Source organism: Haemophilus parainfluenzae, assembly GCF_003252795.1.
Taxonomy (GTDB): Bacteria; Pseudomonadota; Gammaproteobacteria; order Enterobacterales; family Pasteurellaceae; genus Haemophilus_D; species Haemophilus_D parainfluenzae_K.
Window position 1 is genome coordinate 431,047 of record NZ_QEPQ01000003.1, and the last position, 20,899, is coordinate 451,945.

Annotated in this window: 24 protein-coding genes; 17 read left to right on the plus strand and 7 right to left on the minus strand. The window is 39.7% G+C overall.

The window, feature by feature from the left end:
* Positions 1-7 precede the first annotated feature (7 nt).
* The 4 genes from ispG to DPV81_RS07050 are packed head-to-tail and all read left to right on the plus strand — an operon-like array spanning position 8 to position 3,523.
* Positions 8-1,114: a flavodoxin-dependent (E)-4-hydroxy-3-methylbut-2-enyl-diphosphate synthase gene (gene ispG, locus DPV81_RS07035; protein ID WP_049363739.1), complete on the plus strand. Its 1,107-nt coding sequence runs from the start codon at positions 8-10 to the stop codon at positions 1,112-1,114.
* 9 nt (positions 1,115-1,123) lie between these two features.
* Entirely contained in the window at positions 1,124-2,395 is a 1,272-nt protein-coding gene (gene hisS, locus DPV81_RS07040; protein WP_111387508.1) for a histidine--tRNA ligase, read from the plus strand.
* 18 nt (positions 2,396-2,413) lie between these two features.
* The gene (locus tag DPV81_RS07045) at positions 2,414-3,028 is read left to right on the plus strand and encodes a YfgM family protein (protein WP_111387509.1); all 615 of its coding nucleotides are present in this window, start codon (positions 2,414-2,416) and stop codon (positions 3,026-3,028) included.
* 51 nt (positions 3,029-3,079) lie between these two features.
* The gene (locus DPV81_RS07050) at positions 3,080-3,523 is read left to right on the plus strand and encodes a methyltransferase family protein (protein WP_165818968.1); all 444 of its coding nucleotides are present in this window, start codon (positions 3,080-3,082) and stop codon (positions 3,521-3,523) included.
* Between the two features lie 53 nt (positions 3,524-3,576).
* Here the strand turns inward: DPV81_RS07050 and sodA are convergent, their stop codons facing one another.
* On the minus strand, positions 3,577-4,224 hold the full coding sequence (gene sodA, locus DPV81_RS07055) for a superoxide dismutase [Mn] (protein ID WP_049364993.1): 648 nt from the start codon (positions 4,222-4,224) through the stop codon (positions 3,577-3,579).
* Between the two features lie 283 nt (positions 4,225-4,507).
* Here sodA and ccmA point away from each other — a divergent pair, with 283 nt between their 5' ends.
* The 12 genes from ccmA (at position 4,508) to DPV81_RS07115 (ending at position 12,631) form a co-directional block, all read left to right on the plus strand.
* Positions 4,508-5,149, plus strand: a complete 642-nt coding sequence (gene ccmA, locus DPV81_RS07060) for a cytochrome c biogenesis heme-transporting ATPase CcmA (protein WP_111387511.1) — start codon at positions 4,508-4,510, stop codon at positions 5,147-5,149.
* Between the two features lie 6 nt (positions 5,150-5,155).
* Complete coding sequence (gene ccmB / locus DPV81_RS07065) at positions 5,156-5,821, plus strand: heme exporter protein CcmB (RefSeq protein WP_111387512.1); 666 nt, start codon at positions 5,156-5,158, stop codon at positions 5,819-5,821.
* A gap of 68 nt (positions 5,822-5,889) precedes the next feature.
* Positions 5,890-6,630: a heme ABC transporter permease gene (locus DPV81_RS07070; protein WP_049356987.1), complete on the plus strand. Its 741-nt coding sequence runs from the start codon at positions 5,890-5,892 to the stop codon at positions 6,628-6,630.
* 29 nt (positions 6,631-6,659) lie between these two features.
* Positions 6,660-6,863: a heme exporter protein CcmD gene (gene ccmD, locus DPV81_RS07075; RefSeq protein WP_111387513.1), complete on the plus strand. Its 204-nt coding sequence runs from the start codon at positions 6,660-6,662 to the stop codon at positions 6,861-6,863.
* Positions 6,860-7,390 (plus strand): cytochrome c maturation protein CcmE, encoded by a 531-nt coding sequence (gene ccmE / locus DPV81_RS07080; protein WP_049374622.1) that lies wholly within the window; start codon positions 6,860-6,862, stop codon positions 7,388-7,390. Before ccmD ends, ccmE begins: the two co-directional genes overlap by 4 nt.
* Entirely contained in the window at positions 7,390-9,339 is a 1,950-nt protein-coding gene (locus tag DPV81_RS07085) for a heme lyase CcmF/NrfE family subunit (RefSeq protein ID WP_111387514.1), read from the plus strand. Before ccmE ends, DPV81_RS07085 begins: the two co-directional genes overlap by 1 nt.
* A gap of 52 nt (positions 9,340-9,391) precedes the next feature.
* Positions 9,392-9,937, plus strand: coding sequence for a DsbE family thiol:disulfide interchange protein (locus DPV81_RS07090; protein WP_005698393.1), 546 nt, complete (start codon positions 9,392-9,394; stop codon positions 9,935-9,937).
* Positions 9,937-10,401 carry a cytochrome c-type biogenesis protein gene (locus tag DPV81_RS07095; protein ID WP_111387515.1) on the plus strand — a complete coding sequence of 155 codons (465 nt, stop codon included), beginning with the start codon at positions 9,937-9,939 and terminating at the stop codon, positions 10,399-10,401. Before DPV81_RS07090 ends, DPV81_RS07095 begins: the two co-directional genes overlap by 1 nt.
* Complete coding sequence (gene ccmI, locus DPV81_RS07100; RefSeq protein ID WP_111387516.1) at positions 10,401-11,318, plus strand: c-type cytochrome biogenesis protein CcmI; 918 nt, start codon at positions 10,401-10,403, stop codon at positions 11,316-11,318. The genes DPV81_RS07095 and ccmI overlap by 1 nt, the downstream gene beginning before the upstream one ends.
* Positions 11,318-11,716, plus strand: coding sequence for an SMU1112c/YaeR family gloxylase I-like metalloprotein (gene gloA2, locus DPV81_RS07105; RefSeq protein ID WP_070582485.1), 399 nt, complete (start codon positions 11,318-11,320; stop codon positions 11,714-11,716). The genes ccmI and gloA2 overlap by 1 nt, the downstream gene beginning before the upstream one ends.
* Before the next feature lie 19 nt (positions 11,717-11,735).
* Positions 11,736-12,329, plus strand: a complete 594-nt coding sequence (locus DPV81_RS07110) for a DUF8095 domain-containing protein (protein WP_070582484.1) — start codon at positions 11,736-11,738, stop codon at positions 12,327-12,329.
* 5 nt (positions 12,330-12,334) lie between these two features.
* The gene (locus DPV81_RS07115) at positions 12,335-12,631 is read left to right on the plus strand and encodes a hypothetical protein (protein ID WP_111387517.1); all 297 of its coding nucleotides are present in this window, start codon (positions 12,335-12,337) and stop codon (positions 12,629-12,631) included.
* 55 nt (positions 12,632-12,686) lie between these two features.
* On the opposite strand, the gene hda is transcribed toward DPV81_RS07115, so the two are convergent.
* From hda to ffh, 6 genes are all read right to left on the minus strand, one after another.
* Positions 12,687-13,382 carry a DnaA regulatory inactivator Hda gene (gene hda, locus DPV81_RS07120; protein ID WP_111387518.1) on the minus strand — a complete coding sequence of 232 codons (696 nt, stop codon included), beginning with the start codon at positions 13,380-13,382 and terminating at the stop codon, positions 12,687-12,689.
* Between the two features lie 70 nt (positions 13,383-13,452).
* Entirely contained in the window at positions 13,453-14,700 is a 1,248-nt protein-coding gene (locus DPV81_RS07125; RefSeq protein WP_111387519.1) for a nucleobase:cation symporter-2 family protein, read from the minus strand.
* Positions 14,701-14,820: 120 nt separating this feature from the next.
* On the minus strand, positions 14,821-15,447 hold the full coding sequence (gene upp / locus DPV81_RS07130) for a uracil phosphoribosyltransferase (RefSeq protein ID WP_005695610.1): 627 nt from the start codon (positions 15,445-15,447) through the stop codon (positions 14,821-14,823).
* 121 nt (positions 15,448-15,568) lie between these two features.
* On the minus strand, positions 15,569-15,907 hold the full coding sequence (locus DPV81_RS07135) for a PM0253 family protein (protein WP_111387520.1): 339 nt from the start codon (positions 15,905-15,907) through the stop codon (positions 15,569-15,571).
* A 177-nt stretch (positions 15,908-16,084) separates the two neighbouring features.
* Positions 16,085-18,328 carry a nitric-oxide reductase large subunit gene (locus DPV81_RS07140; RefSeq protein ID WP_049372906.1) on the minus strand — a complete coding sequence of 748 codons (2,244 nt, stop codon included), beginning with the start codon at positions 18,326-18,328 and terminating at the stop codon, positions 16,085-16,087.
* A gap of 240 nt (positions 18,329-18,568) precedes the next feature.
* A complete protein-coding gene (ffh, locus tag DPV81_RS07145) occupies positions 18,569-19,960 on the minus strand; it encodes a signal recognition particle protein (RefSeq protein ID WP_111387523.1) in 1,392 nt (463 codons plus the stop codon).
* Between the two features lie 139 nt (positions 19,961-20,099).
* Between ffh and DPV81_RS07150 the strand changes: the two genes are divergently transcribed.
* A complete protein-coding gene (locus DPV81_RS07150; protein ID WP_111387525.1) occupies positions 20,100-20,885 on the plus strand; it encodes a cytochrome C assembly family protein in 786 nt (261 codons plus the stop codon).
* Positions 20,886-20,899: the final 14 nt, after the last annotated feature.

Consider the following 20,899-nt stretch of genomic DNA (forward strand, 5'->3'; position numbering starts at 1 on the left):
CGAAAGAATGTCAGCAGTAAAACCTACTATCAAACGTCGTGAATCGACAAAAATTTATGTGGGCAATGTACCAATCGGTGGTGATGCGCCGATTGCCGTACAATCCATGACAAATACTCGCACAACTGATGTTGAAGCGACCGTTGCACAGATTAAATCGTTGGAACGTGTCGGCGCAGATATTGTGCGCGTTTCTGTTCCCACCATGGATGCCGCCGAAGCGTTTAAAATCATTAAACAGCAAGTGAATGTGCCATTAGTGGCGGATATTCATTTTGACTATCGCATTGCGTTAAAAGTGGCTGAATATGGGGTGGATTGCTTACGTATTAATCCAGGTAATATCGGTCGTGAAGATCGTATTCGAGCAGTGGTTGATTGTGCACGCGATAAAAATATCCCGATCCGTATTGGTGTCAATGCTGGCTCATTAGAAAAAGACATCCAAGAGAAATTTGGCGAGCCAACACCTGAAGCCTTATTAGAGTCAGCATTACGCCATGTTGAGATTTTAGATCGTTTGAACTTCGATCAATTTAAAGTGAGCGTAAAAGCATCTGATGTCTTCCTTGCGGTGGAATCTTACCGTTTACTGGCAAAAGCCATTAAACAGCCGTTGCATTTAGGTATTACGGAAGCAGGTGGTGCACGTGCCGGTGCGGTGAAATCTGCAATTGGTTTAGGTATGTTGTTAGCGGAAGGTATTGGTGATACCTTGCGTGTCTCTTTAGCCGCCGATCCTGTAGAAGAAATCAAAGTTGGCTTTGATATTTTGAAATCGTTACGTATTCGTTCTCGCGGGATTAACTTTATTGCTTGCCCAACTTGTTCACGTCAAGAGTTTGATGTGATTGGCACGGTGAATGCACTGGAACAACGTTTAGAAGATATTATCACCCCAATGGATGTGTCTATTATTGGTTGTGTGGTAAATGGCCCTGGTGAAGCATTAGTGTCTGACCTCGGTGTTACCGGTGGTAATAAGAAAAGTGGTTATTATTTAGATGGCGAGCGTCAAAAAGAACGTTTTGACAACGACGCGATTATTGACCAATTAGAAGCAAAAATTCGTGCCAAAGTAGCACAACAAGATCCAAAAAATCGAATTATTTAAGGAAAACTCGTGGCAAAAAATATTCAAGCAATTCGTGGGATGAATGACTGTTCCCCAACTGAATCTCCACTTTGGCAATGGATTGAAGGACAGGTTCGACAAATTTTAAGCAGCTACGGCTATTCAGAAGTGCGTATGCCAATCGTAGAAAGTACGCCATTATTTGCTCGTGCAATTGGTGAAGTCACAGATGTCGTCTCAAAAGAAATGTACACATTTTGGGATAATGATGAGCAATTAACGCTTCGTCCAGAAGGTACGGCAGGATGTGTGCGTGCTGCGATTGAGCATGGTTGGATTTACAACAATGAACAACGTTTATGGTACATGGGACCGATGTTCCGTCATGAACGTCCACAAAAAGGTCGTTATCGTCAATTCCACCAAGCGGGTGTAGAAGTATTTGGTATCGCAACCCCTGAAATTGATGCGGAGCTAATTATTTTAACGGCTCGTTTGTGGAAAGCATTAGGTATTGATCAACATGTTTCTCTTCAATTAAATTCGATTGGTTCATTAGAAGCACGTGCAAACTATCGCTCTGCATTAGTGGCCTTCTTAGAAAATCACCAAGATTTAATGAGCGAAGAAGAGAAAGAACGTCTTGTAAAAAATCCATTACGTATTTTGGATACTAAAAATCAAGCATTACAAGATGTATTGGACGGTGCGCCAAAATTATTGGATTATTTAGACGATGAAAGTCGCGAGCATTTTGCGCAGTTATGCGGTCTATTAGATTCGGTTGGCATTCAATATGAAATTAATCCAAAATTGGTTCGTGGCTTAGACTATTATAATAAAACCGTATTTGAATGGGTGACTTCAGCATTAGGTGCACAAGGCACCGTATGTGGTGGTGGACGTTATGATGGCTTAGTTGAACAACTTGGTGGTCACGCAACAAGCGGAGTCGGTTTCGCAATGGGCTTAGAGCGTTTAGTGCTACTCGTTCAAGAAGTGAATAAATCGATTCCGGTAAAAAGTGCGGTAGATATTTACGTTGTTTATCAAGGTGAAGGCACAACATTAGCCGCATTCCAACTCGCTGAAAAACTTCGCTCAGAATTACCGCACTTAAGCACCATGTTGCATTGCAGCGGCGGTAACTTTAAAAAACAATTTAAACGCGCTGATAAATCAGGTGCAACCCTTGCCCTTGTGCTCGGTGAAAGCGAAGTGCAAAATAATCAAGTAGTGGTAAAACACTTACTTGGCGCAGCTGAGCAACAAACCATTGATGTGACCAATTTAATTGAACACGTGAAAGCTCAATTTTAATTTTAGAAGGATAGGAAAATGGCATATACCATTGAAGAAGAACAAGAACTGAATCAGTTAAAAGAGTGGTGGAAAGACAATGGCAAAGCCATTATTGCCGCTTTTATTCTTGGCGTAGGCGGGATGTTGGGCTGGCGTTATTGGCAGTCTTATCAAGCTAATCAAATCATGCAAGCGTCTGCTGAATATGATGCTCTAGTTTATACTGCAAACAAAGATGCCGCAGCACAACAAGCTAAAGTGGCTGAATTTGTGAAAGCACATGATAAAACCAGCTATGCGGTATTTAGCTTATTAGATGAAGCAAAAGGTTTCGTTGCAAAACAAGATTACGCTTCTGCTGAAAACAGTTTGAAACAAGCGATTGCTCAATCACAAGATGATATCTTAACGTCTCTTGCGGCACTTCGTTTGTCAGCCGTGCAATTCCAACAAGGTCAATTTGATGCCGCATTAGCAAGTCTAAATCAAGTGAAAAGCCAAGGCTTTAGTGCGCGTAAAGATCTTTTAGCGGGCGATATTCAAGTCGCAAAAGGTGATGTGAATGGTGCTAAAGCAAGTTTTGAAAATGCACAGAAAAACGGTAACCCGTTAGAAAAACAAATGGCGCAGATGAAATTAAATAATCTGTAATATTTTAATTAGCCCGAATTGTTCGGGCTTTTTTATTGGATTTTTGATCTTATGATTCAGAAACCTATTTTGCCGCCACCTGTTATTTTTCTTGGTTGTGCACTTATCATGGCATATTTGCCTAATCTTTATCCGTTATCAACCAATGTACTCATTGCTTATTTGATGGTATTGGTTTCTTCTGTCATCGCTTTTTTTAGTCTTTGGCAATTCTATAAAAGAAAAGCAAATATCAATCCAATTCACTTAGAAAAAAGTGATGTGTTTGTGGCAAATGGTATTTATCGTTTTAGCCGTAATCCCATGTATTTAAGCTTAGCGGGTTTGTTAGTGGCATGGGCGGTTTATTTGCAAAGTGCGGTCAGTTTTCTCGGTGTTTTTCTGTTTATTTATCTCATCACACAATGGCAAATTAAGCCTGAAGAATACTGGTTAGAGAAGATGTTTGGTGAGTCTTATTTAGCTTATAAGAAAAAAGTCAGACGTTGGATTTAACCAATAAAAAAAATCGCCTAAAAAAAGGCGATTTTTTACATTTTGAAAAGCGATTATTTAGCTGAACATCCGCAGTTTGCTAATTTTTTAGCTAAACGCTCTGCCACGAAATCCCAGTTCACTACGTTCCAGAATTCTTTGATGTAGTCTGGACGACGGTTTTGGAATTTCAAGTAGTAAGCGTGTTCCCAAACGTCTAAACCTAAAAGTGGGAAACCTTCACAACCAGCGATTTCTTTACCCATTAATGGAGAATCTTGGTTTGCGGTAGAAACAACAGATAATTTACCTTGGTTAATCACTAACCATGCCCAACCTGAACCGAAACGAGTCGCTGCTGCTTTTTCAAATTCAGCTTTGAAGTTTTCTACAGAACCGAAATCACGTTCGATAGCTGCTTTTAAATCACCTTGTAAAGTTGTGCCTTTTTTCAATGATTTCCAGAATAAGCTGTGGTTTGCGTGACCGCCAGCGTTGTTACGTAATGCAGTACGTTTTTCAGCTGGGATTTTATCTAATTGGCTGATTAATTGGCCTGCACACATTTCAGAAAATTCAGCGGGTAAAGTTTCTAACACGGCATTTGCATTATTTACATATGCTTGGTGGTGTTTAGAGTGGTGAATTTCCATTGTTTGTGCATCAAAATGTGGTTCTAACGCATCATAAGCGTAGCCTAATTCAGGTAGAGTATAAGACATAATATGTTCCTTTTTTAAATGAAGTTAAGGTAATGTTTTTGATAAAACAACATCAAAAAGTAACTAAATAGTAGCAGAAAATTTGATTTAGATCAGTAAATCTTTTAATTATTTGATTATCTGATGAAAAAGCTAGGAAAATTTAGTTTGTTTTAAATCAATAAACACACCGATCTACTTCTAAATAGTTATACCTTTTAGCCCTTAAAATCTCGTCAAAATTTCCCCTTGTGGTAGAATACCCGCTGATTTTTCACAAGATTTTATTTTTAAGGCTGAGACTATGTTTCCTGCTCATCAACTTCAATTAGAACAATTAGCGTGCCAACGGGGCGATCGCGTGTTGTTCACTGATCTTTCACTGCAATTTCAAAGCGGTGATTTCGTGCAAATTGAAGGGCACAATGGTATCGGTAAAACAAGTTTATTGCGGATTTTAGCCGGCCTTGCACAACCTGTAGAAGGTAAAGTGCGGTGGAATTCAGAAGAGATTACAAAACAACGCGAAGAATACCATCATCAGTTACTTTATCTCGGCCATCATTCTGGTGTGAAACCTGAATTAACGGCATGGGAAAATTTAAAATTTTATCAGCAGATTAGTCAAAGCCAGCAAGGCACCGATATTTTATGGGATGTGTTGGAAACAGTAGGTTTACTTGGACGTGAAGATTTGCCGGCAGCTCAACTTTCAGCGGGTCAGCAAAAGCGCATTGCCTTGGCGAGATTATGGATCTCGGAAGCACCACTTTGGATTTTGGATGAACCTTTTACAGCAATAGATAAAAAAGGGGTTGAAGTTTTGACCGCACTTTTTGAAAATCATGCTAAAAAAGGTGGAATAGTGATTTTAACGAGCCATCAAGAAGTGCCAAGTAGCTTATTGAAGAAAATTAATCTTGCTGATTATAAATATAACCCTTAGATTTTTATGATATTTTTACAGATTATAAAGCGTGAGCTGAAGATTGCGACCCGTAAACAAGCGGAAATTTTAAATCCGCTTTGGTTCTTTTTGATTGTCATCACGCTATTTCCATTAGTCATTGGGCCGGATCCTAAATTACTTTCTCGCATCGCACCTGGCGTTGCTTGGGTGGCAGCATTGCTTTCTGCATTGCTGTCTTTTGAACGCTTATTCCGAGATGACTTTATTGATGGCTCTTTAGAACAATTGATGCTCACGGCTCAACCTTTAGCGCTAACGGCACTCGCAAAAGTTATTGCGCACTGGCTATTAACTGGTTTGCCGTTAATTTTACTGTCACCCATTGCCGCTTTATTGCTCTCGTTAGAAGTGAATATTTGGTGGGCATTGGTACTTACACTCTTAGTAGGCACACCGATTTTAAGCTGTATTGGTGCAATTGGTGTGGCATTGACAGTGGGGTTGCGTAAAGGTGGCGTATTGCTGAGTTTACTTGTGGTACCATTATTTATTCCGGTTTTAATTTTTGCCTCAGCAATTTTAGATGCCGCCGCGTTAAATCTCCCTTATGGTGGACAACTTGCTATTTTAGGCGCAATTTTGGCTGGTGCAATAACGTTATCACCTTTTGCGATTGCCGCTGCACTACGAATTAGTTTAGATAATTAATCATCATGATGGTGAAAGTGCGGTCAGATTTTTAACTGTTTTTTATTTTTTGGAATTAAGGATCTTTTATGTGGAAGTGGTTACATCCTTACGCAAAACATGAAACCCAATATCATTTATGTGGCAAATTGAGCCCATTTTTTGGTGTGATTGCGGTTTTATTATTGGCTGTTGGAATCGTTTGGGGTTTAGCTTATGCGCCGGCAGATTATCAGCAAGGCAATAGTTTCCGAATTATGTATGTGCATGTGCCGGCGGCGATTTGGTCAATGGGCGTATATGGCTCGATGGCGATTGCTGCGATTATTGCGTTAGTTTGGCAAATTAAAGCTGCACATCTTTCGATGGTTGCCATGGCGCCAATTGGTGCGATGTTTACCTTTATCGCGTTAGTCACAGGTGCAATTTGGGGTAAACCAATGTGGGGAACCTGGTGGGTGTGGGATGCGCGTTTAACCGCAGAACTCATTCTTTTCTTCTTATATATCGGTGTATTAGCCCTTTATTCTGCATTTTCTGATCGTGCGGTGGGCGCAAAATCAGCGGGAATCTTGTGTATTGTTGGCGTAGTGAATTTACCAATTATTCACTTTTCCGTAGAGTGGTGGAATACTTTACACCAAGGGGCAAGTATCACGAAGTTTGAAAAACCTTCAATTGCAACGCCAATGTTAATTCCACTGATTTTATGTATTTTGGGATTTTTATTTTTATCCATTTGGTTTACGCTTGTGCGTTACCGCGTTGAATTGCTAAAAGAAGACAGCAAACGCCCATGGGTAAAAGAGTTAGCAAGTAAGCTGAAATAGTTTTTTATTTTTATTTTAGGGAGCGGAAAATGTTTTTCCAAAGTTGGAGTGATTTTATCAATATGGGAGGCTACGGTTTTTATGTGTGGCTTTCCTATGGCATTAGCCTTGTGGCAATGATCATTTTGGCGATACAAAGCGTCAAGGGTCGTAAAGCAGTATTAAAAGAAGTGTTACACGAGCAACAACGTGAAGCTCGTTTAAACCAAGCAAATAAAGGGAATACGCTATGAATCCAAGACGTAAATCAAGACTCTCGATCATCATCTTTGTGATTTTAGGTATTTCGATTGCGACAGGTTTGGTGCTTTATGCACTTCGCCAAAATATTGATTTATTTTATACCCCTTCGGAAGTTGTAGAAGGGAAAGACGGAAATCCTGATCAAAAACCTGAAGTTGGGCAACGTATTCGTGTTGGTGGTATGGTGGTTGAAGGCTCTGTTAGTCGAGATCCGAAAAGTCTCAAAGTTCGCTTTGATGTGAATGATATTGGTCCATCAATTACAGTTGAATACGAAGGTATTCTGCCGGATCTTTTCCGTGAGGGACAGGGTATTGTTGCGCAAGGCGTGTTAAAAGAACCAACCTTATTAGAAGCAACAGAAGTGCTTGCTAAACATGATGAAAATTATGTGCCGCCAGAATTAGGTGAGAAAATGCAGAAAATGCATAAACCAATGGGGGCAGAACTAAAAGGCGAGAGTGAAGCCGATCGTCGTTATAAAGAAACCCAGCAAAAATCGCAAGAAGGTCGCTAATGATTGCTGAATTAGGAAATTATGCGCTTGCTTTAAGCCTTGCCGTTTCATTCTTTTTAGCCATTCTCCCATTATGGGGGGCTGAAAAAGGTCATTCTCAACTCATGTCATTGGCTCGTCCAATGACTTATGGTTTATTTTTCAGTTTAACCATTGCTTTTGGAGCATTATTTTACCTTTTTGCCGTTAATGATTTTAGTGTGCAATATGTGGTAAATAACTCTAACAGCAGCTTGCCGATTTATTATCGTTTATCTGCGGTGTGGGGTTCACACGAGGGTTCGTTGTTACTTTGGATTTGGCTATTAACCCTTTGGGGGGCAGCGGTTGCCTTATTTAGCAAACACTTACCACAAGAAGCGGTGGCTCGCGTGTTGGGTATTATGGGGATTATTAGCATCGGCTTCTTACTCTTCGTATTATTTACCTCAAATCCATTTACCCGTACATTCCCTGACTTCCCAGTAGATGGTAGAGAACTCAACCCAATGTTGCAAGATGTGGGCTTGATTTTCCACCCTCCATTACTTTATATGGGATATGTTGGTTTTTCTGTTGCTTTTGCCTTTGCGATCGCATCATTAATGACGGGTAAATTAGACTCCGCTTGGGCTAGATGGTCACGTCCTTGGACGATCGCTGCTTGGGTATTTTTAACACTCGGGATCGTGCTCGGTTCTTGGTGGGCCTATTATGAGCTAGGCTGGGGCGGCTGGTGGTTCTGGGATCCAGTAGAAAACTCTTCTTTAATGCCTTGGCTTGCAGGAACCGCATTAATCCACTCTTTAGCGGTTACTGAAAAACGTGGCTCTTTTAAAGCTTGGACTGTGCTTTTAGCAATCCTTGCTTTCTCACTTTGCTTACTGGGTACGTTCTTAGTTCGTTCCGGTATCTTAGTGTCAGTACACGCCTTTGCTTCAGATCCTACACGTGGTTTATATATTCTTGCTTATTTGGTTGTGGTAATTGGTGGTTCTTTAACCTTGTACGCTTACAAAGGCAACCAAATTCGTTCGCGTGATAATGCAGAACGTTATTCTCGTGAAACCTTATTGTTACTAAATAACATCCTATTAATGACCGCACTTTGTGTGGTGTTCTTAGGAACGTTATTGCCGTTAGTTCACAAACAATTAGGTTTGGGGTCTATTTCGATCGGTGCACCGTTCTTTGATCAGATGTTCTTGATTATTATGACTCCATTTGCCTTATTACTGGGTATTGGACCGTTAGTAAAATGGCGTCGTGACCAGCTCTCTGAAATTCGCACACCGGTTGTTGTGAGTGTGATTGTGATGGCGATTACAGGTTTTGCTTTACCGTATTTCCTACAAAATAAACTCACTGTCAGTGCTGTGCTTGGCACTATGATGTCCGTCATTATTGTGTTACTCAGTCTCTATGAAATGAAACAACGTGCAACACACCGTGAATCGTTCTTTAAAGGTATGACCAAACTTTCCCGTTCCCATTGGGGGATGATTTTGGCTCACCTCGGTGTGGCGATGACGGTTTGGGGAATTGCCTTTAGCCAAAACTTTAGTGTAGAACGTGATGTGCGAATGGCCGTGGGCGATACGGTACAGATTGCTAACTATGACTTCAAATTTGCAGGCGTGAGTGACGCAAATGGTCCTAACTATATGGGCGGTAAAGCACAAATTGATATTTCAAAAGCGGGTAAACCGGAAGCAACATTATTTGCCGAAAAACGCTTTTATACCGTCAGTAAAATGCCAATGACGGAAGCGGCAATTAATTGGGGCTTTACTCGCGATCTTTATGTTGCCTTGGGCGAAAAAATAGATGATAACTCATGGGCGCTACGCCTTTACTATAAACCGTTTATCCGCTGGATTTGGATTGGTGGCTTGTTTATGGCGCTAGGTGGCTTGCTCTGTATGTTTGACCGTCGTTATCGTTTTAGTCGTTTGGTAAAACAGTCTTAATTGTAATAAGGGGCCTATTGCCCCTAGAAATAGATGTAAAATTGATAGTGTTATGAATAAAAAACTACTTATCCCACTTATTGTTTTTCTTGCCGTGGCGGCAGCTTTTTTAGTTCAGCTAGGACGCAATGCGCAAGGTGATGATCCAAAAGCGTTAGAATCTGCTCTTGTGGGGAAACCTGTGCCACAGAAAACATTAACGGATTTATTGGAAAATAAAACCTACGGTAATGAAATTTTCCAACAAGGTAAACCGATTCTCTTGAATGTGTGGGCGACTTGGTGTCCAACTTGTTATGCAGAGCATCAATATTTGAATCAATTGGCTAAACAAGGCGTAACAATCATTGGTATCGACTATAAAGATGAATCACCAAAAGCTGTAAAATGGCTAAAAGATTTAGGCAATCCTTATAGTCTTGTGCTTAAAGATGAAAAAGGTTCTTTTGCATTAGATTTGGGTGTTTACGGCGCCCCGGAAACATTTATCGTGGATGGTAAAGGCGTGATTCATTATCGCTTAGCGGGTGATGTGAATGAACGCGTTTGGAATGAGACCTTAAAACCGATTTATGACAAACTCGCGGAGAAACCATAATGAAAAAATCATGGCTTTTTTTAACCGCACTTTTTGTGAGTATCTCAGCGACAGCCTCTATTGATGCATTGAATTTTGCCTCATCGGAGCAAGAAAAGGACTATCATCAATTAACACAAGAATTGCGTTGTCCTCAATGTCAAAATAACAATATTGCTGATTCGAATGCAACCATTGCAGTAGATATGCGTGGTAAAGTGTTTGAGCTGTTACAAGAAGGTAAAAATCGAAATGAAGTGGTGGATTATATGATCCAACGCTATGGCAATTTCGTGACTTATGATCCACCAATGACGATGTCAACAATCGTTCTATGGATTGCTCCAATTTTGTTAGTGTTGATTGGCATTCTATTTGTATTTAAACGTAAATCTAAAAGCCCAAGTGCGGTCAATTCTGACGCGATTTTAAATGATGAAGAGAATGCACGTTTATCGGCTTTACTCAAAGAAAAGGATAAATAATGAATTTTGCATTAAGTATTATTGCGCTCACTTTAGTCGTGGCATTGATTTGTTTTTATCCCTTGTTACGTTCTGTTAAAGCTAAAGAAGATAAAAAGCGTGATGAATTAAATAAAGCGTTATATTTTTCTCGTTTGCAAGAGATTGAGCAAGATAATCAACAGGGTTTAGTTGAAAATGTTGAACAACTCAAGCAAGAGCTACAAAAAACATTATTGGAAGATATTCCTCAAAAAGAGACTCAAACCATCGATAAAAATGCTAAAAATTACGGTAAGTTGTGGTTTGTTTCTGGTTTATTAGGTTTGGCCATTATTGCTGGTGCGGCTTATTTCCCTCTGGGTTCTTGGAAAGCCGAAGATATGATGGAAAAGACATTGGCAAAATTACCTTATTTCTTTGAACGGATCAAAGAAGAAGACACAAACCCAATGACAGATGCAGAAATGCAGCAATTTTCGACCGCACTTCGTTTGGATTTACAAAAAACACCAAAGGATGCTAAAAAATGGTGGTTGTTAGGTCAGGTAGGGATGAATTTAGGTAATGGAAAATTAGCCTTTGATAGTTATCAACAAGCGAATAAACTTGAGCCGGATAATTTAGATTATAAGCTTTCTTATGCGCGTATGTTAATGTCTTCTGAAGATCAAACGGATAAACTGAAAGGTAATCAGCTTTTACGCGAGATTATTCGTCAAGATCATTCTAATCCTGAAGCATTAAGTTTACTTGCTTTCAGTTATTTTGAAGGTGAGGATTATAAAATGGCAGCCGTTACCTGGGCAATGATGCTACGTTTATTGGAACCAGATGATCCTCGCGTGCCAATGCTTGAAAAGAGTATTCGTGCGGCACGTGATGCTCTTGCTTTACAGGAAGAAGAAAAAGCAAAAAGTGTCACACCGGAGAAATAATGAAACCTCAATTATTAGGTTTTCACCATATTGCAATTATTGCTTCGAACTATGCTCGTTCGAAGCATTTTTATATGGAGATTTTAGGGGCAAAACAGTTAAATGAAACTTATCGTGAAGAGCGAGATAGTTATAAATTAGATTTAAGTTTTCCTGATGGGAGTCAAATAGAGCTATTTTCTTTCCCAAATCCGCCTCAAAGAGTAACTAGCCCTGAAGCCTGTGGTTTACGGCATTTGGCATTCAAAGTAGAAAATATTGATGAGTATGTCGCTTATCTTTTTGAAAATAGCATTGATAGTGAACCAATTAGGGTTGATGAATTAACGGGAATGAAGTACACTTTCTTTAGAGACCCAGATTATTTACCTATTGAGTTATACGAAAATAATTATTAACGTAGAAAATCAAATTATTATGAGTCATATTAAGAAAAAAATTGGGATTTACTCTTTTTGTATTTTAGCATCGTCAGTTGTTTTAGCCGAAGGTAGTAGTGTTGTATATGCAACAAAGGTAAAAACGCCTGAAAATAATCTTTCAGTTAATGTTTCTGAAAGTAATATTTCTGAAACAGTGAAATATATTGATGGAAAAGGGCAAAGAAGTTTAGATCCTAAATCTGAAAAAGATATGGAAGAGCTTGCTAATAGTGTTGAATTTGAAGTATATAAATTTAACGAAGTTGCGGCATCCAAAACAACGTTTCTTTCACCAGCGGGAATCTGTAGCGGTTTTAAAAGTACAGATGGTGTAGATGTAACAAATTCTAGTAATTATTACATTAAGCCAAATGATGCCAGTGAATATTATGGAAGCGTGTTAGGGGCAACAATTTATAAACAGAGCGAAACGAAAACTTCGCAGTATGTGCCTGTTTATGCAATAAAGAATGCCAATGTAGCGAAATACATTGAAAATAACGAAGATCCGAATGTTAGAAGAAAAGCGAACGAACGGATCAAAGAAGGCAGAGAAACACTTAATAAAGTGGTTTGTAACAAAAGGTAAAATTTATGAAAAAATTAATCTCTATTGCAGCGTTAGCTGTTTTAACTGCGTGTACTGCACCTCAGGAAGCTTCAAGTATTGGTAATGGCGCAGCTGCGTATGATATGAATACTGTACAAGATTATAATGCTCGAGTAACAAGTGGTAATACTGTTACTGCTCGAGAAAAAGCGAGAGTCGAACAAAGAGATAGCGTTCCAAATGAAGTGAATGCAAGCGATCATCGTCCAAAAATGACAGGCTATTCTCGTTATCCAGTGGCCATTATGCCGGCATTTGGCTATTGTCACCATTGCTGGTAATTAAATAAAGAAAAAATAACCGCGCTTGAAAAAGTGCGGTTATTTTTTTGCTTGTTTATAAGCCTAAAATTGATTTCACAAAAGGAATCGTCAGATTTCGTTTGGCTTGTAGTGAGGCTTCATCGAGTTTTACTAATGCTTCTTTTAGTGTCGCCATATCACGATCTAAACGCGTGAATATAAAATTGGCAGTATCATCTGAAAGTATGATACCTCGTTGATGGGCATTCTGTTTCAATACTGCAAATTTTTGTTCATCGCTGAGTGGAATCAATTGATAACTTTCTCCCCATTTTAAGCGAGAAGCAAGATCCGGTAATTTAACGGGTAGGGCAGTTGGAGATTGATCGGCACTGACAACTAATAAGGTTTTACCATTAGCCTTAATGCGATTAAAAAGATCAAATAAGGCAATTTCCCATTCTGAATTTCCAATAATTGTTTGCAAATCGTCTAAGCAAACCAGTTCTTGTTGTTCTAAATTCTCAAAAACCACCGTGGAAAAATATTGTGATTTACTCAGTGGGACATAGATGGCACTTCGTTGTTGCTGAATATATTCATTACAAAGTGCGCGCAAAAGATGGGTTTTCCCAACGCTTTGGCTGCCCCAAAGGTAGAAGAATTGTTGTTGTAAATCAGTCATGTTTTGACGTAAAGAATTAAGCAATAATGCATTATTATCGCTATAAAAATTCTCAAGCGTTTCATCATCAATTTGATGAATAGGTAAAGAAAGTTGCTGATTCACGGATTAACGAGTTGATTTAAAATAAAAAGAAAGGGCTAAATTTTCATTTAACCCTTTTGTTTGGGAAGTTTTATTCTACTTCATTTTTTGCTTTTGGCAAAATCAAGTTCAGTACAATGGCAACGATGGCACAAAGGCTAATTCCTTTTAGGGAAACAACATCGCCTACGTTGACAAACATATTACCGATACCGAAAGTCATAACTACCGAAATGATACAAAGGTTGCGAGGTTCGGTCACATCTACTTTACCTTTAATTAAGGTGCTCATCCCGACAACAGCAATAGAACCGAATACCAACATCATAATGCCACCCATTACGATGGTTGGAATTGTAGAAAGGAATGCGCCTACTTTACCACAGAAGGAAATCGCAATTGCCCATACTGCCGCCCAAGTCATAATATTTGGATTAAAGTTGCGAGTGAGCATTACAGCACCGGTTACTTCTGCATAAGTAGTATTCGGTGGACCACCTACTAATGACGCTGCAGCAGTTGCCACACCATCGCCTAATAGGGTGCGATGTAAGCCTGGTTTTTTAAGGAAATCTTTACCTGTTACAGAACTGATTGCCATAATACCACCCACGTGTTCAACGGCTGGTGCAATAGCAATTGGTAGCATATAAAGAATCGCTTCTAGATTAAATTCTGGTTTGGTTAACTCAGGTAATTCAAACCATTTTGCATCTAAAACAGGTTGGAAGTTAATTAATCCTAGGAATAAACAAACCACATAGCCAGCAACGATACCAAACATAATTGGAATCAGTTTCATCATACCTTTAGCAAATACCGCAACAGAAAGGGTAGTGACTAAGGTGATCATCGAAACTAATACCGAATGCTCATAGCTATATGTGCTGTTTTTACCTAATGCCATATCAACAGCAACAGGTGCAAGCCCCATACCAATAATGATAATTACGGGACCCACAACAACAGGCGGGAAGATGCGTTCGAGCGCAGCACTACCACGTAATTTCACTAAGGTTGATAGCGCGAAATAGACGAAGCCTGCGCAAGCAAGTCCCCCCATTGTGGTTGGAATGCCCCAAGTTTGTACGCCATATTGAATAGGCGCAATAAAGGCAAAAGAGGAGGCTAAGAAAATAGGAACCTGTTTACCGGTACAAAGTTGGAAAAGTAGTGTACCGATACCTGCGGTTAGAAGGGCTGTATTAGAATTTAATCCGGTGATTAAGGGAACTAATACTAAGGCGCCAAAGGCCACAAATAACATCTGTAAACCGACAAACGCTTGTTTGCCCATGCTTTGCACCTCAACAGGTGCGGTTGTAGTTTGATTACTCATTTAGTTTCAACTCTCGGTTTGAATTAACTGAAAGTGCGGTCGGTTTTAATGCTTTTTTAGCTTTTGTGTTTTCACGCACGGAAAAAAGACGGCCATAAATGCCGTCTTATTAAAAGGGAATTATTTCGTCCCAAAAATCTTATCGCCTGCATCACCCAAGCCTGGAATGATGTAGCCTTGTTCATTTAAGTGATCATCAATCGATGCACAATAAAGTTCGATATCTGGATGTGCTTTTTCTAATGCTTTGATCCCTTCTGGTGCTGCTACTAATACTAATACTTTGATATGTTGGCAACCTTTTGCTTTTAATAGATCAATTGTAGAGATCATTGAACCACCCGTTGCAAGCATTGGGTCTACAACGATAGCTAAACGTTCTTCTAAATCGCTCGCGAGTTTTTGGAAATAAGGGACGGGTTCAAGGGTTTCTTCATTACGATAAATCCCAACCACACTGATACGAGCACTTGGAACATGTTCTAATACACCGTCCATCATGCCTAGGCCAGCACGTAAAATTGGTACAACAGTGACTTTTTTACCTTTGATACGTTCAATTTCAACTGGGCCATTCCAACCTTCGATAATCACTTTTTCTGTTTCAAGATCGGCAGTGGCTTCATAGGTAAGTAAGCTGCCAACTTCAGTGGCAAGTTCACGGAATTTTTTGGTATCAATATCAGCTTCGCGCATCACGCCTAATTTATGTTTAACAAGCGGATGTTTAACTTCAACAAGTTTCATCTTTTTTCTCCCTTTTAAAAAACAAATCGGAGAATTCTATATCAGAAATATTGAATTTCCTAGTGTTTTTATTATGACAGTTCGGTATAAAAACGGTGATAAAATTGACCGCACTTTGATATTAAATACATCCACCACAGCTACCACAGCGCCAGTCTTCTTTATTCACCGCTTGATAGAATGCTCGCATGGTTTCTTCTTCTAAAGGGATATTGTGCTCGATAAAAACATCAGAAAGCAAATCGATGTTTTCCACAATCCAATCATCTTCCATTAAGCCTTCTCGGTAAAGTTCATCTTCGGGATCCATGAAATTATAAATATTATTTGTTCCCATATCTTTATCTCGACGTTCAATTGGCAGTACCACAGGTAAACCGAGATAAGTAATATCCCAATGACCTAGACATAGCGTATTGCCTTTTGATGACCAACTAGCGTTGAATGGATTGTCACTCATGTTGAAATGTTATAAGAAAAGTTTAAAAGTGTAGAAAGTATAGATCTAAAGACGAATTTAATCATACTTAAAAGAAGGTAAATGATTTGATAGAGATCAAAGTGCGGTCAGAAAATTTAATGGATTTTTTATAAATAAAAAGCGGCTAATGCTTAGCCGCTTTTGCATTATTATTAATTACGCTGCTTTTTTCGGTTTAAAGAAAATCATCGTAAAGATTTGCCAGAAGAAAGCTAATGCACCGAAGATGAAGACAACGTCGCCACCGAAACGAACCCAACGTAGGGTATCGAATAGAGGTTGTTGCATAAATTCTTCACTACGAGCATACCATAAGCCTTCAGAGATACTGGCATAACCTTGAATAATACCGATAGGTAATAAGCTTGATACGATCATTAACACTAAACCGCCATTTAACAACCAGAAGCCCCATTTCATTAATTTATCGTTAAATGGTGTATCTGGGCGTAAATAACGAGCGATTAAGAAGACGAAACCTAACGCTAAGAAACCATACACACCGAATAATGCGGCGTGAGCATGAACGGCAGTGGTATTTAAGCCTTGGATATAGTAAAGCGAAATTGGTGGATTGATTAAGAAACCAAATACGCCAGCACCTAACATATTCCAGAATGCCACTGCAACGAAGCAGTAAAGAGGCCATTTTAAGCGATCCATCCAAGGTGTTTTTTGTTGCATCGCCCAGTGTTCCCAAGCTTCATGGCCTAATAATACTAATGGTACCACTTCAAGCGCAGAGAATGATGCACCAACTGCGATAATTGGTGTGGTTGCACCTGCGAAGTATAAGTGGTGGAATGTACCTGGAATACCACCGATTAAGAATAATGCTGCTTCAGTAATGGTTGCCACAGTCGCAGTACGACGCGAAACTAAACCTAAACTTACGAAGATGAATGAGAGTGCCGCTACAGAGAATACTTCGAAGAAGCCTTCTACCCATAGGTGAACTACCCACCAACGCCAGTATTCCATCACGGAAATGTGAGTATGCTCGCCATAGAATAATGCTGGACCATAGAATAAACCGATCGCAATTACTGAGGCGAAGAATAATGCCAATAAGTTTTTATCACCTGGTTGTTTGAACGCATTCACTGTACCGCGAAGCATTAAGACTAACCAGAATAAGATGCCTGCGAATTTCACTGCTTGCCAGAAACGACCTAAGTCAATGAATTCATAGCCTTGGTGACCAAACATGAAGCTCCATTCTTCTGGAAGAATATGCGCAATCGCTAAGTAGCTACCAGTGAATGAACCGACGACTAATACCACTAATGCCCAGTAGAGAACATCTACCCCCAATTTTTGGAATTTAGGATCTTTGCCGCCATTAATGATTGGCGCAAGGAATAAACCACCCGCTAAGAATGCCATTGCAATCCAGAATAAGGCTGCTTGAATATGCCATGTACGCACTAATGAATACGGGAAGTATTGAGAAATATCAATACCATAGAATTCTTGACCTTCAACCGTGTAGTGTGCAACAACTGCACCTAATGTGACTTGCAAGAGGAAAAGTGCAAGCACAGTGAAGAGGTATTTACCTAATGAACGTTGAGAAGGGGTAAGTTGTAATTTTGTGAGCGGATCGAACTCAGGTGTAGGTGGTTCTTTTTCATCTTCACGTTTTTTGAATGACCAAATCCATACTACGAAACCAATACCTGCAATGAGGAATACCACACTCGCAATAGACCAAATGACGTTTTCTGGTGTTGGCACGTTATTAATTAACGGCTCGTGTGGCCAGTTGTTGGTGTAACTTGCGTGAGTATTTGGTCGTTCAGCAGATGCCGTCCATGCGGTCCAGAAGAAGAATTTAGCTAAGTCTTTACGAGCTTGTAAATCAGGAAGAGTATTATCCTTCATCGCAAAGTGTTCACGGGTCACTTTGGTTGCAGGATCATCACCATATAAAGAGATGTAGTATTGTGCTGTTTTTTCCATTGCCGCTAAACGGGTGTTTGAAAGCACAACGGTACCGTTTTCAACTTTGCTACCACGATATTCTTTGGTTAGACGCGCTTTTAATAACGTTTGTTGTTCATCATTTAAATCAGCGAAGTTTTTACCAAATTCTTGATTCGCTGTAATATCCAACCAGTTAGTTAATTCACGGTGAAGCCAATCTGCCGTCCAGTCTGGTGCTTGGTATGCACCGTGTCCCCAAACAGACCCCACTTGCATACCACCAGTGGTTTGCCAAGCGGTTTGACCATGTAAAATATCATCGTGAGTAATCACTTTTTCGCCAGATTCAGAAACATATTGTTGCGGAATCGGTGGTGCTTCACGATAAACTTCGAACCCATAGTAACCGAGGATGGAGAAGGCTCCAATCAATACGGCGACTAATAGGTACCAGAACTTTTTATACTGTCCCATTTTATCACTCCTAGATTATTAGAAAATATCACTTCCTGATGATTAAATGTCGTAGATAATCATCAGGACCTAGATTTTACGCCAAGTAAAATACTTGAGCAATTATATCGGCTATCGATTGATGAAAATATTACCTAAAACTGAGTAATTTAATCAGGTAATAGGAAATGCTGAATAAAAAGATAAAAAATACGGTCAAAAACCTATTGATTTTTGACCGCACTTTATTTGAAGAAGGAATTAACGTTTAAACATACCGCCTAAACCACCAAGGCCACCTAAGCCGCCTCCGCCCATTAAGCCTTGCATGCCACGCATCATTTTCGCCATTCCACCTTTGCGCATTTTCTTCATCATGCGTTGCATTTCGTCAAATTGTTTCAGCAACTTATTCACATCTTGAACTTGAGTGCCAGAACCTAATGCAATACGACGACGGCGAGATCCTTTGATAATATCTGGATTGGCACGTTCTTTTAAGGTCATGGAATTAATGATGGCTTCCATTTTGATGAACATTTTGTCATCTACTTGATTTTTGACATGATCCGGTAAGTTTTTCGCACCCGGTAATTTTTCAAGCATCGACATCATGCCACCCATTTTTTTCATTTCGCGAAGCTGTTCACGGAAATCGTCTAAGGTGAAATCATCGCCTTTCTTGAATTTTTGCGCCATTTTTTCCGCTTTTTCGCGATCGACTGAACGTTCCAGATCTTCGATAAGGGAAAGCACATCGCCCATGCCTAAAATACGGGATGCTACACGATCAGGATGGAATGGCTCGAGGGCTTCTGTTTTTTCACCCACACCAAGGAATTTAATCGGTTTGCCTGTGATTTGACGGATAGATAAAGCTGCACCGCCACGCGCATCACCATCCACTTTGGTTAAGATAACCCCGGTAAGTGGCAAAGCTTCATTGAAGGCTTTTGCAGTATTTGCCGCATCTTGACCCGTCATCGCATCAACCGTGAAAAGCGTCTCAATTGGATTTAATGTCGCATGAACTTGCTTGATTTCATCCATCATCTCGCTATCAACGTGTAAGCGACCCGCGGTATCTACGATTAATACATCGTAAAATTTGAGTTTAGCGTCAGCAAGTGCCGCTTTTGCAATATCTACCGGTTTTTGTTTGACATCAGATGGGAAGAAGTCCACGCCAACAGATTGTGCTAAGGTCTCAAGCTGTTTGATCGCCGCTGGACGATATACGTCAGCAGATACCACGAGCACTTTCTTTTTATAACGTTCGCGTAAGAATTTCGCTAATTTACCCACGCTGGTGGTTTTACCCGCACCTTGTAAACCCGCCATTAAAATAACTGCAGGTGGTTGTGTCGCCAGGTTTAAGCTTTCATTGGCTTCCCCCATGGCTTTTTCGAGTTCACGTTGAACAATTTTTAAGAACTCTTGGCCTGGTGTTAAGCTTTTATTGACTTCTTCGCCTAATGCGCTTTCTTTTACTTTGGCGATAAATTCACGTACGACAGGCAACGCAACGTCAGCTTCTAACAATGCCATACGCACTTCGCGTAGGGTTTCTTTAATATTATCTTCAGTTAAGCGACCTTTACCGCTAATGTTGCGTAGCGTTTTAGAAAGGCGATCCGATAAATTCTCAAACATTTTAAATCCTGTTTTTTCTTAAAAAATTGCCGTGATTATACCGAAATTTGGGCGTTTTTCATCATTTCAAATAAAATTATGGCGATCTAGAGAAAAGATCCGTTAAAATAAGAATAATTCCTAGTAAAGAGAACGCATTATGTGGTTTGCCCTTTTTTCGATTATTTTTTATATTCTTAGTCTATTGCTGATCGCTCCATTTTTGATGAACTCATCAGAAGGGAAGTTGAGTCGAAGAAAAACTCCATTTTTTCTGACCGCACTTGCTGCAATTATTCTGCATGCTGTCAGCACTTTCCCTTTGTTAGAGGATTTGGCCTCAGGGCAGAGTTTTACGCTAATGGAAATCGCTTCCTTAATGAGTGTAATTATTGCTGCCTTAGCGACGCTTTCAATGTTTCTGGTTTCCACGATGTGGTTTGTTTTACCTATCGTGTATGCGTTTTCGATCATTAGCTTGATCTTTGCGACATTCTTATCAAGCCATATCATTCAGATGCTTAATCAAAATACATTGATGCTGTTCCATATCGGTTTGTCGCTGTTTACCTATGCAGTTTGTTTTATTGCAACGCTTTATGTGATTCAGTTGGTCTGGTTAGACCGTAATTTGAAAAAACGTAAAATTCAATTTTCGCCAGCAATTCCACCATTAATGGCGGTAGAACGTCATTTCTTCTGTTTATTTGCGATGGGAGAAGTTTTACTCACGCTGACTTTAATTTCGGGTACTTATCATGTATTACAAGCAGTAACCCTAGAAAATCTGCACAAAGCGATTTTCTCTTTCCTTGCTTGGATTAGTTTTGGTATTGCTTGTTTTGGTCATTGGCGACTAGGTTGGCGTGGAAAAAGGATGATTATTTACGCAATTTCAGGTATCATTCTGCTCACGATTGGCTATTTTGGTAGTCGTTTGATTTAATCAAAATCAAAGAA

Coding starts and splice junctions, on each gene's coding strand:
- ispG (WP_049363739.1), top strand. CDS start 8: ATGTCAGCAGTAAAACCTACTATCAAACGTCGTGAATCGACAAAAATT.
- DPV81_RS07045 (WP_111387509.1), top strand. CDS start 2,414: ATGGCATATACCATTGAAGAAGAACAAGAACTGAATCAGTTAAAAGAG.
- DPV81_RS07050 (WP_165818968.1), top strand. CDS start 3,080: ATGATTCAGAAACCTATTTTGCCGCCACCTGTTATTTTTCTTGGTTGT.
- sodA (WP_049364993.1), bottom strand. CDS start 4,224: ATGTCTTATACTCTACCTGAATTAGGCTACGCTTATGATGCGTTAGAA.
- ccmA (WP_111387511.1), top strand. CDS start 4,508: ATGTTTCCTGCTCATCAACTTCAATTAGAACAATTAGCGTGCCAACGG.
- ccmB (WP_111387512.1), top strand. CDS start 5,156: ATGATATTTTTACAGATTATAAAGCGTGAGCTGAAGATTGCGACCCGT.
- DPV81_RS07070 (WP_049356987.1), top strand. CDS start 5,890: ATGTGGAAGTGGTTACATCCTTACGCAAAACATGAAACCCAATATCAT.
- ccmD (WP_111387513.1), top strand. CDS start 6,660: ATGTTTTTCCAAAGTTGGAGTGATTTTATCAATATGGGAGGCTACGGT.
- ccmE (WP_049374622.1), top strand. CDS start 6,860: ATGAATCCAAGACGTAAATCAAGACTCTCGATCATCATCTTTGTGATT.
- DPV81_RS07085 (WP_111387514.1), top strand. CDS start 7,390: ATGATTGCTGAATTAGGAAATTATGCGCTTGCTTTAAGCCTTGCCGTT.
- DPV81_RS07090 (WP_005698393.1), top strand. CDS start 9,392: ATGAATAAAAAACTACTTATCCCACTTATTGTTTTTCTTGCCGTGGCG.
- DPV81_RS07095 (WP_111387515.1), top strand. CDS start 9,937: ATGAAAAAATCATGGCTTTTTTTAACCGCACTTTTTGTGAGTATCTCA.
- ccmI (WP_111387516.1), top strand. CDS start 10,401: ATGAATTTTGCATTAAGTATTATTGCGCTCACTTTAGTCGTGGCATTG.
- gloA2 (WP_070582485.1), top strand. CDS start 11,318: ATGAAACCTCAATTATTAGGTTTTCACCATATTGCAATTATTGCTTCG.
- DPV81_RS07110 (WP_070582484.1), top strand. CDS start 11,736: ATGAGTCATATTAAGAAAAAAATTGGGATTTACTCTTTTTGTATTTTA.
- DPV81_RS07115 (WP_111387517.1), top strand. CDS start 12,335: ATGAAAAAATTAATCTCTATTGCAGCGTTAGCTGTTTTAACTGCGTGT.
- DPV81_RS07125 (WP_111387519.1), bottom strand. CDS start 14,700: ATGAGTAATCAAACTACAACCGCACCTGTTGAGGTGCAAAGCATGGGC.
- upp (WP_005695610.1), bottom strand. CDS start 15,447: ATGAAACTTGTTGAAGTTAAACATCCGCTTGTTAAACATAAATTAGGC.
- DPV81_RS07135 (WP_111387520.1), bottom strand. CDS start 15,907: ATGAGTGACAATCCATTCAACGCTAGTTGGTCATCAAAAGGCAATACG.
- DPV81_RS07140 (WP_049372906.1), bottom strand. CDS start 18,328: ATGGGACAGTATAAAAAGTTCTGGTACCTATTAGTCGCCGTATTGATT.
- ffh (WP_111387523.1), bottom strand. CDS start 19,960: ATGTTTGAGAATTTATCGGATCGCCTTTCTAAAACGCTACGCAACATT.
- DPV81_RS07150 (WP_111387525.1), top strand. CDS start 20,100: ATGTGGTTTGCCCTTTTTTCGATTATTTTTTATATTCTTAGTCTATTG.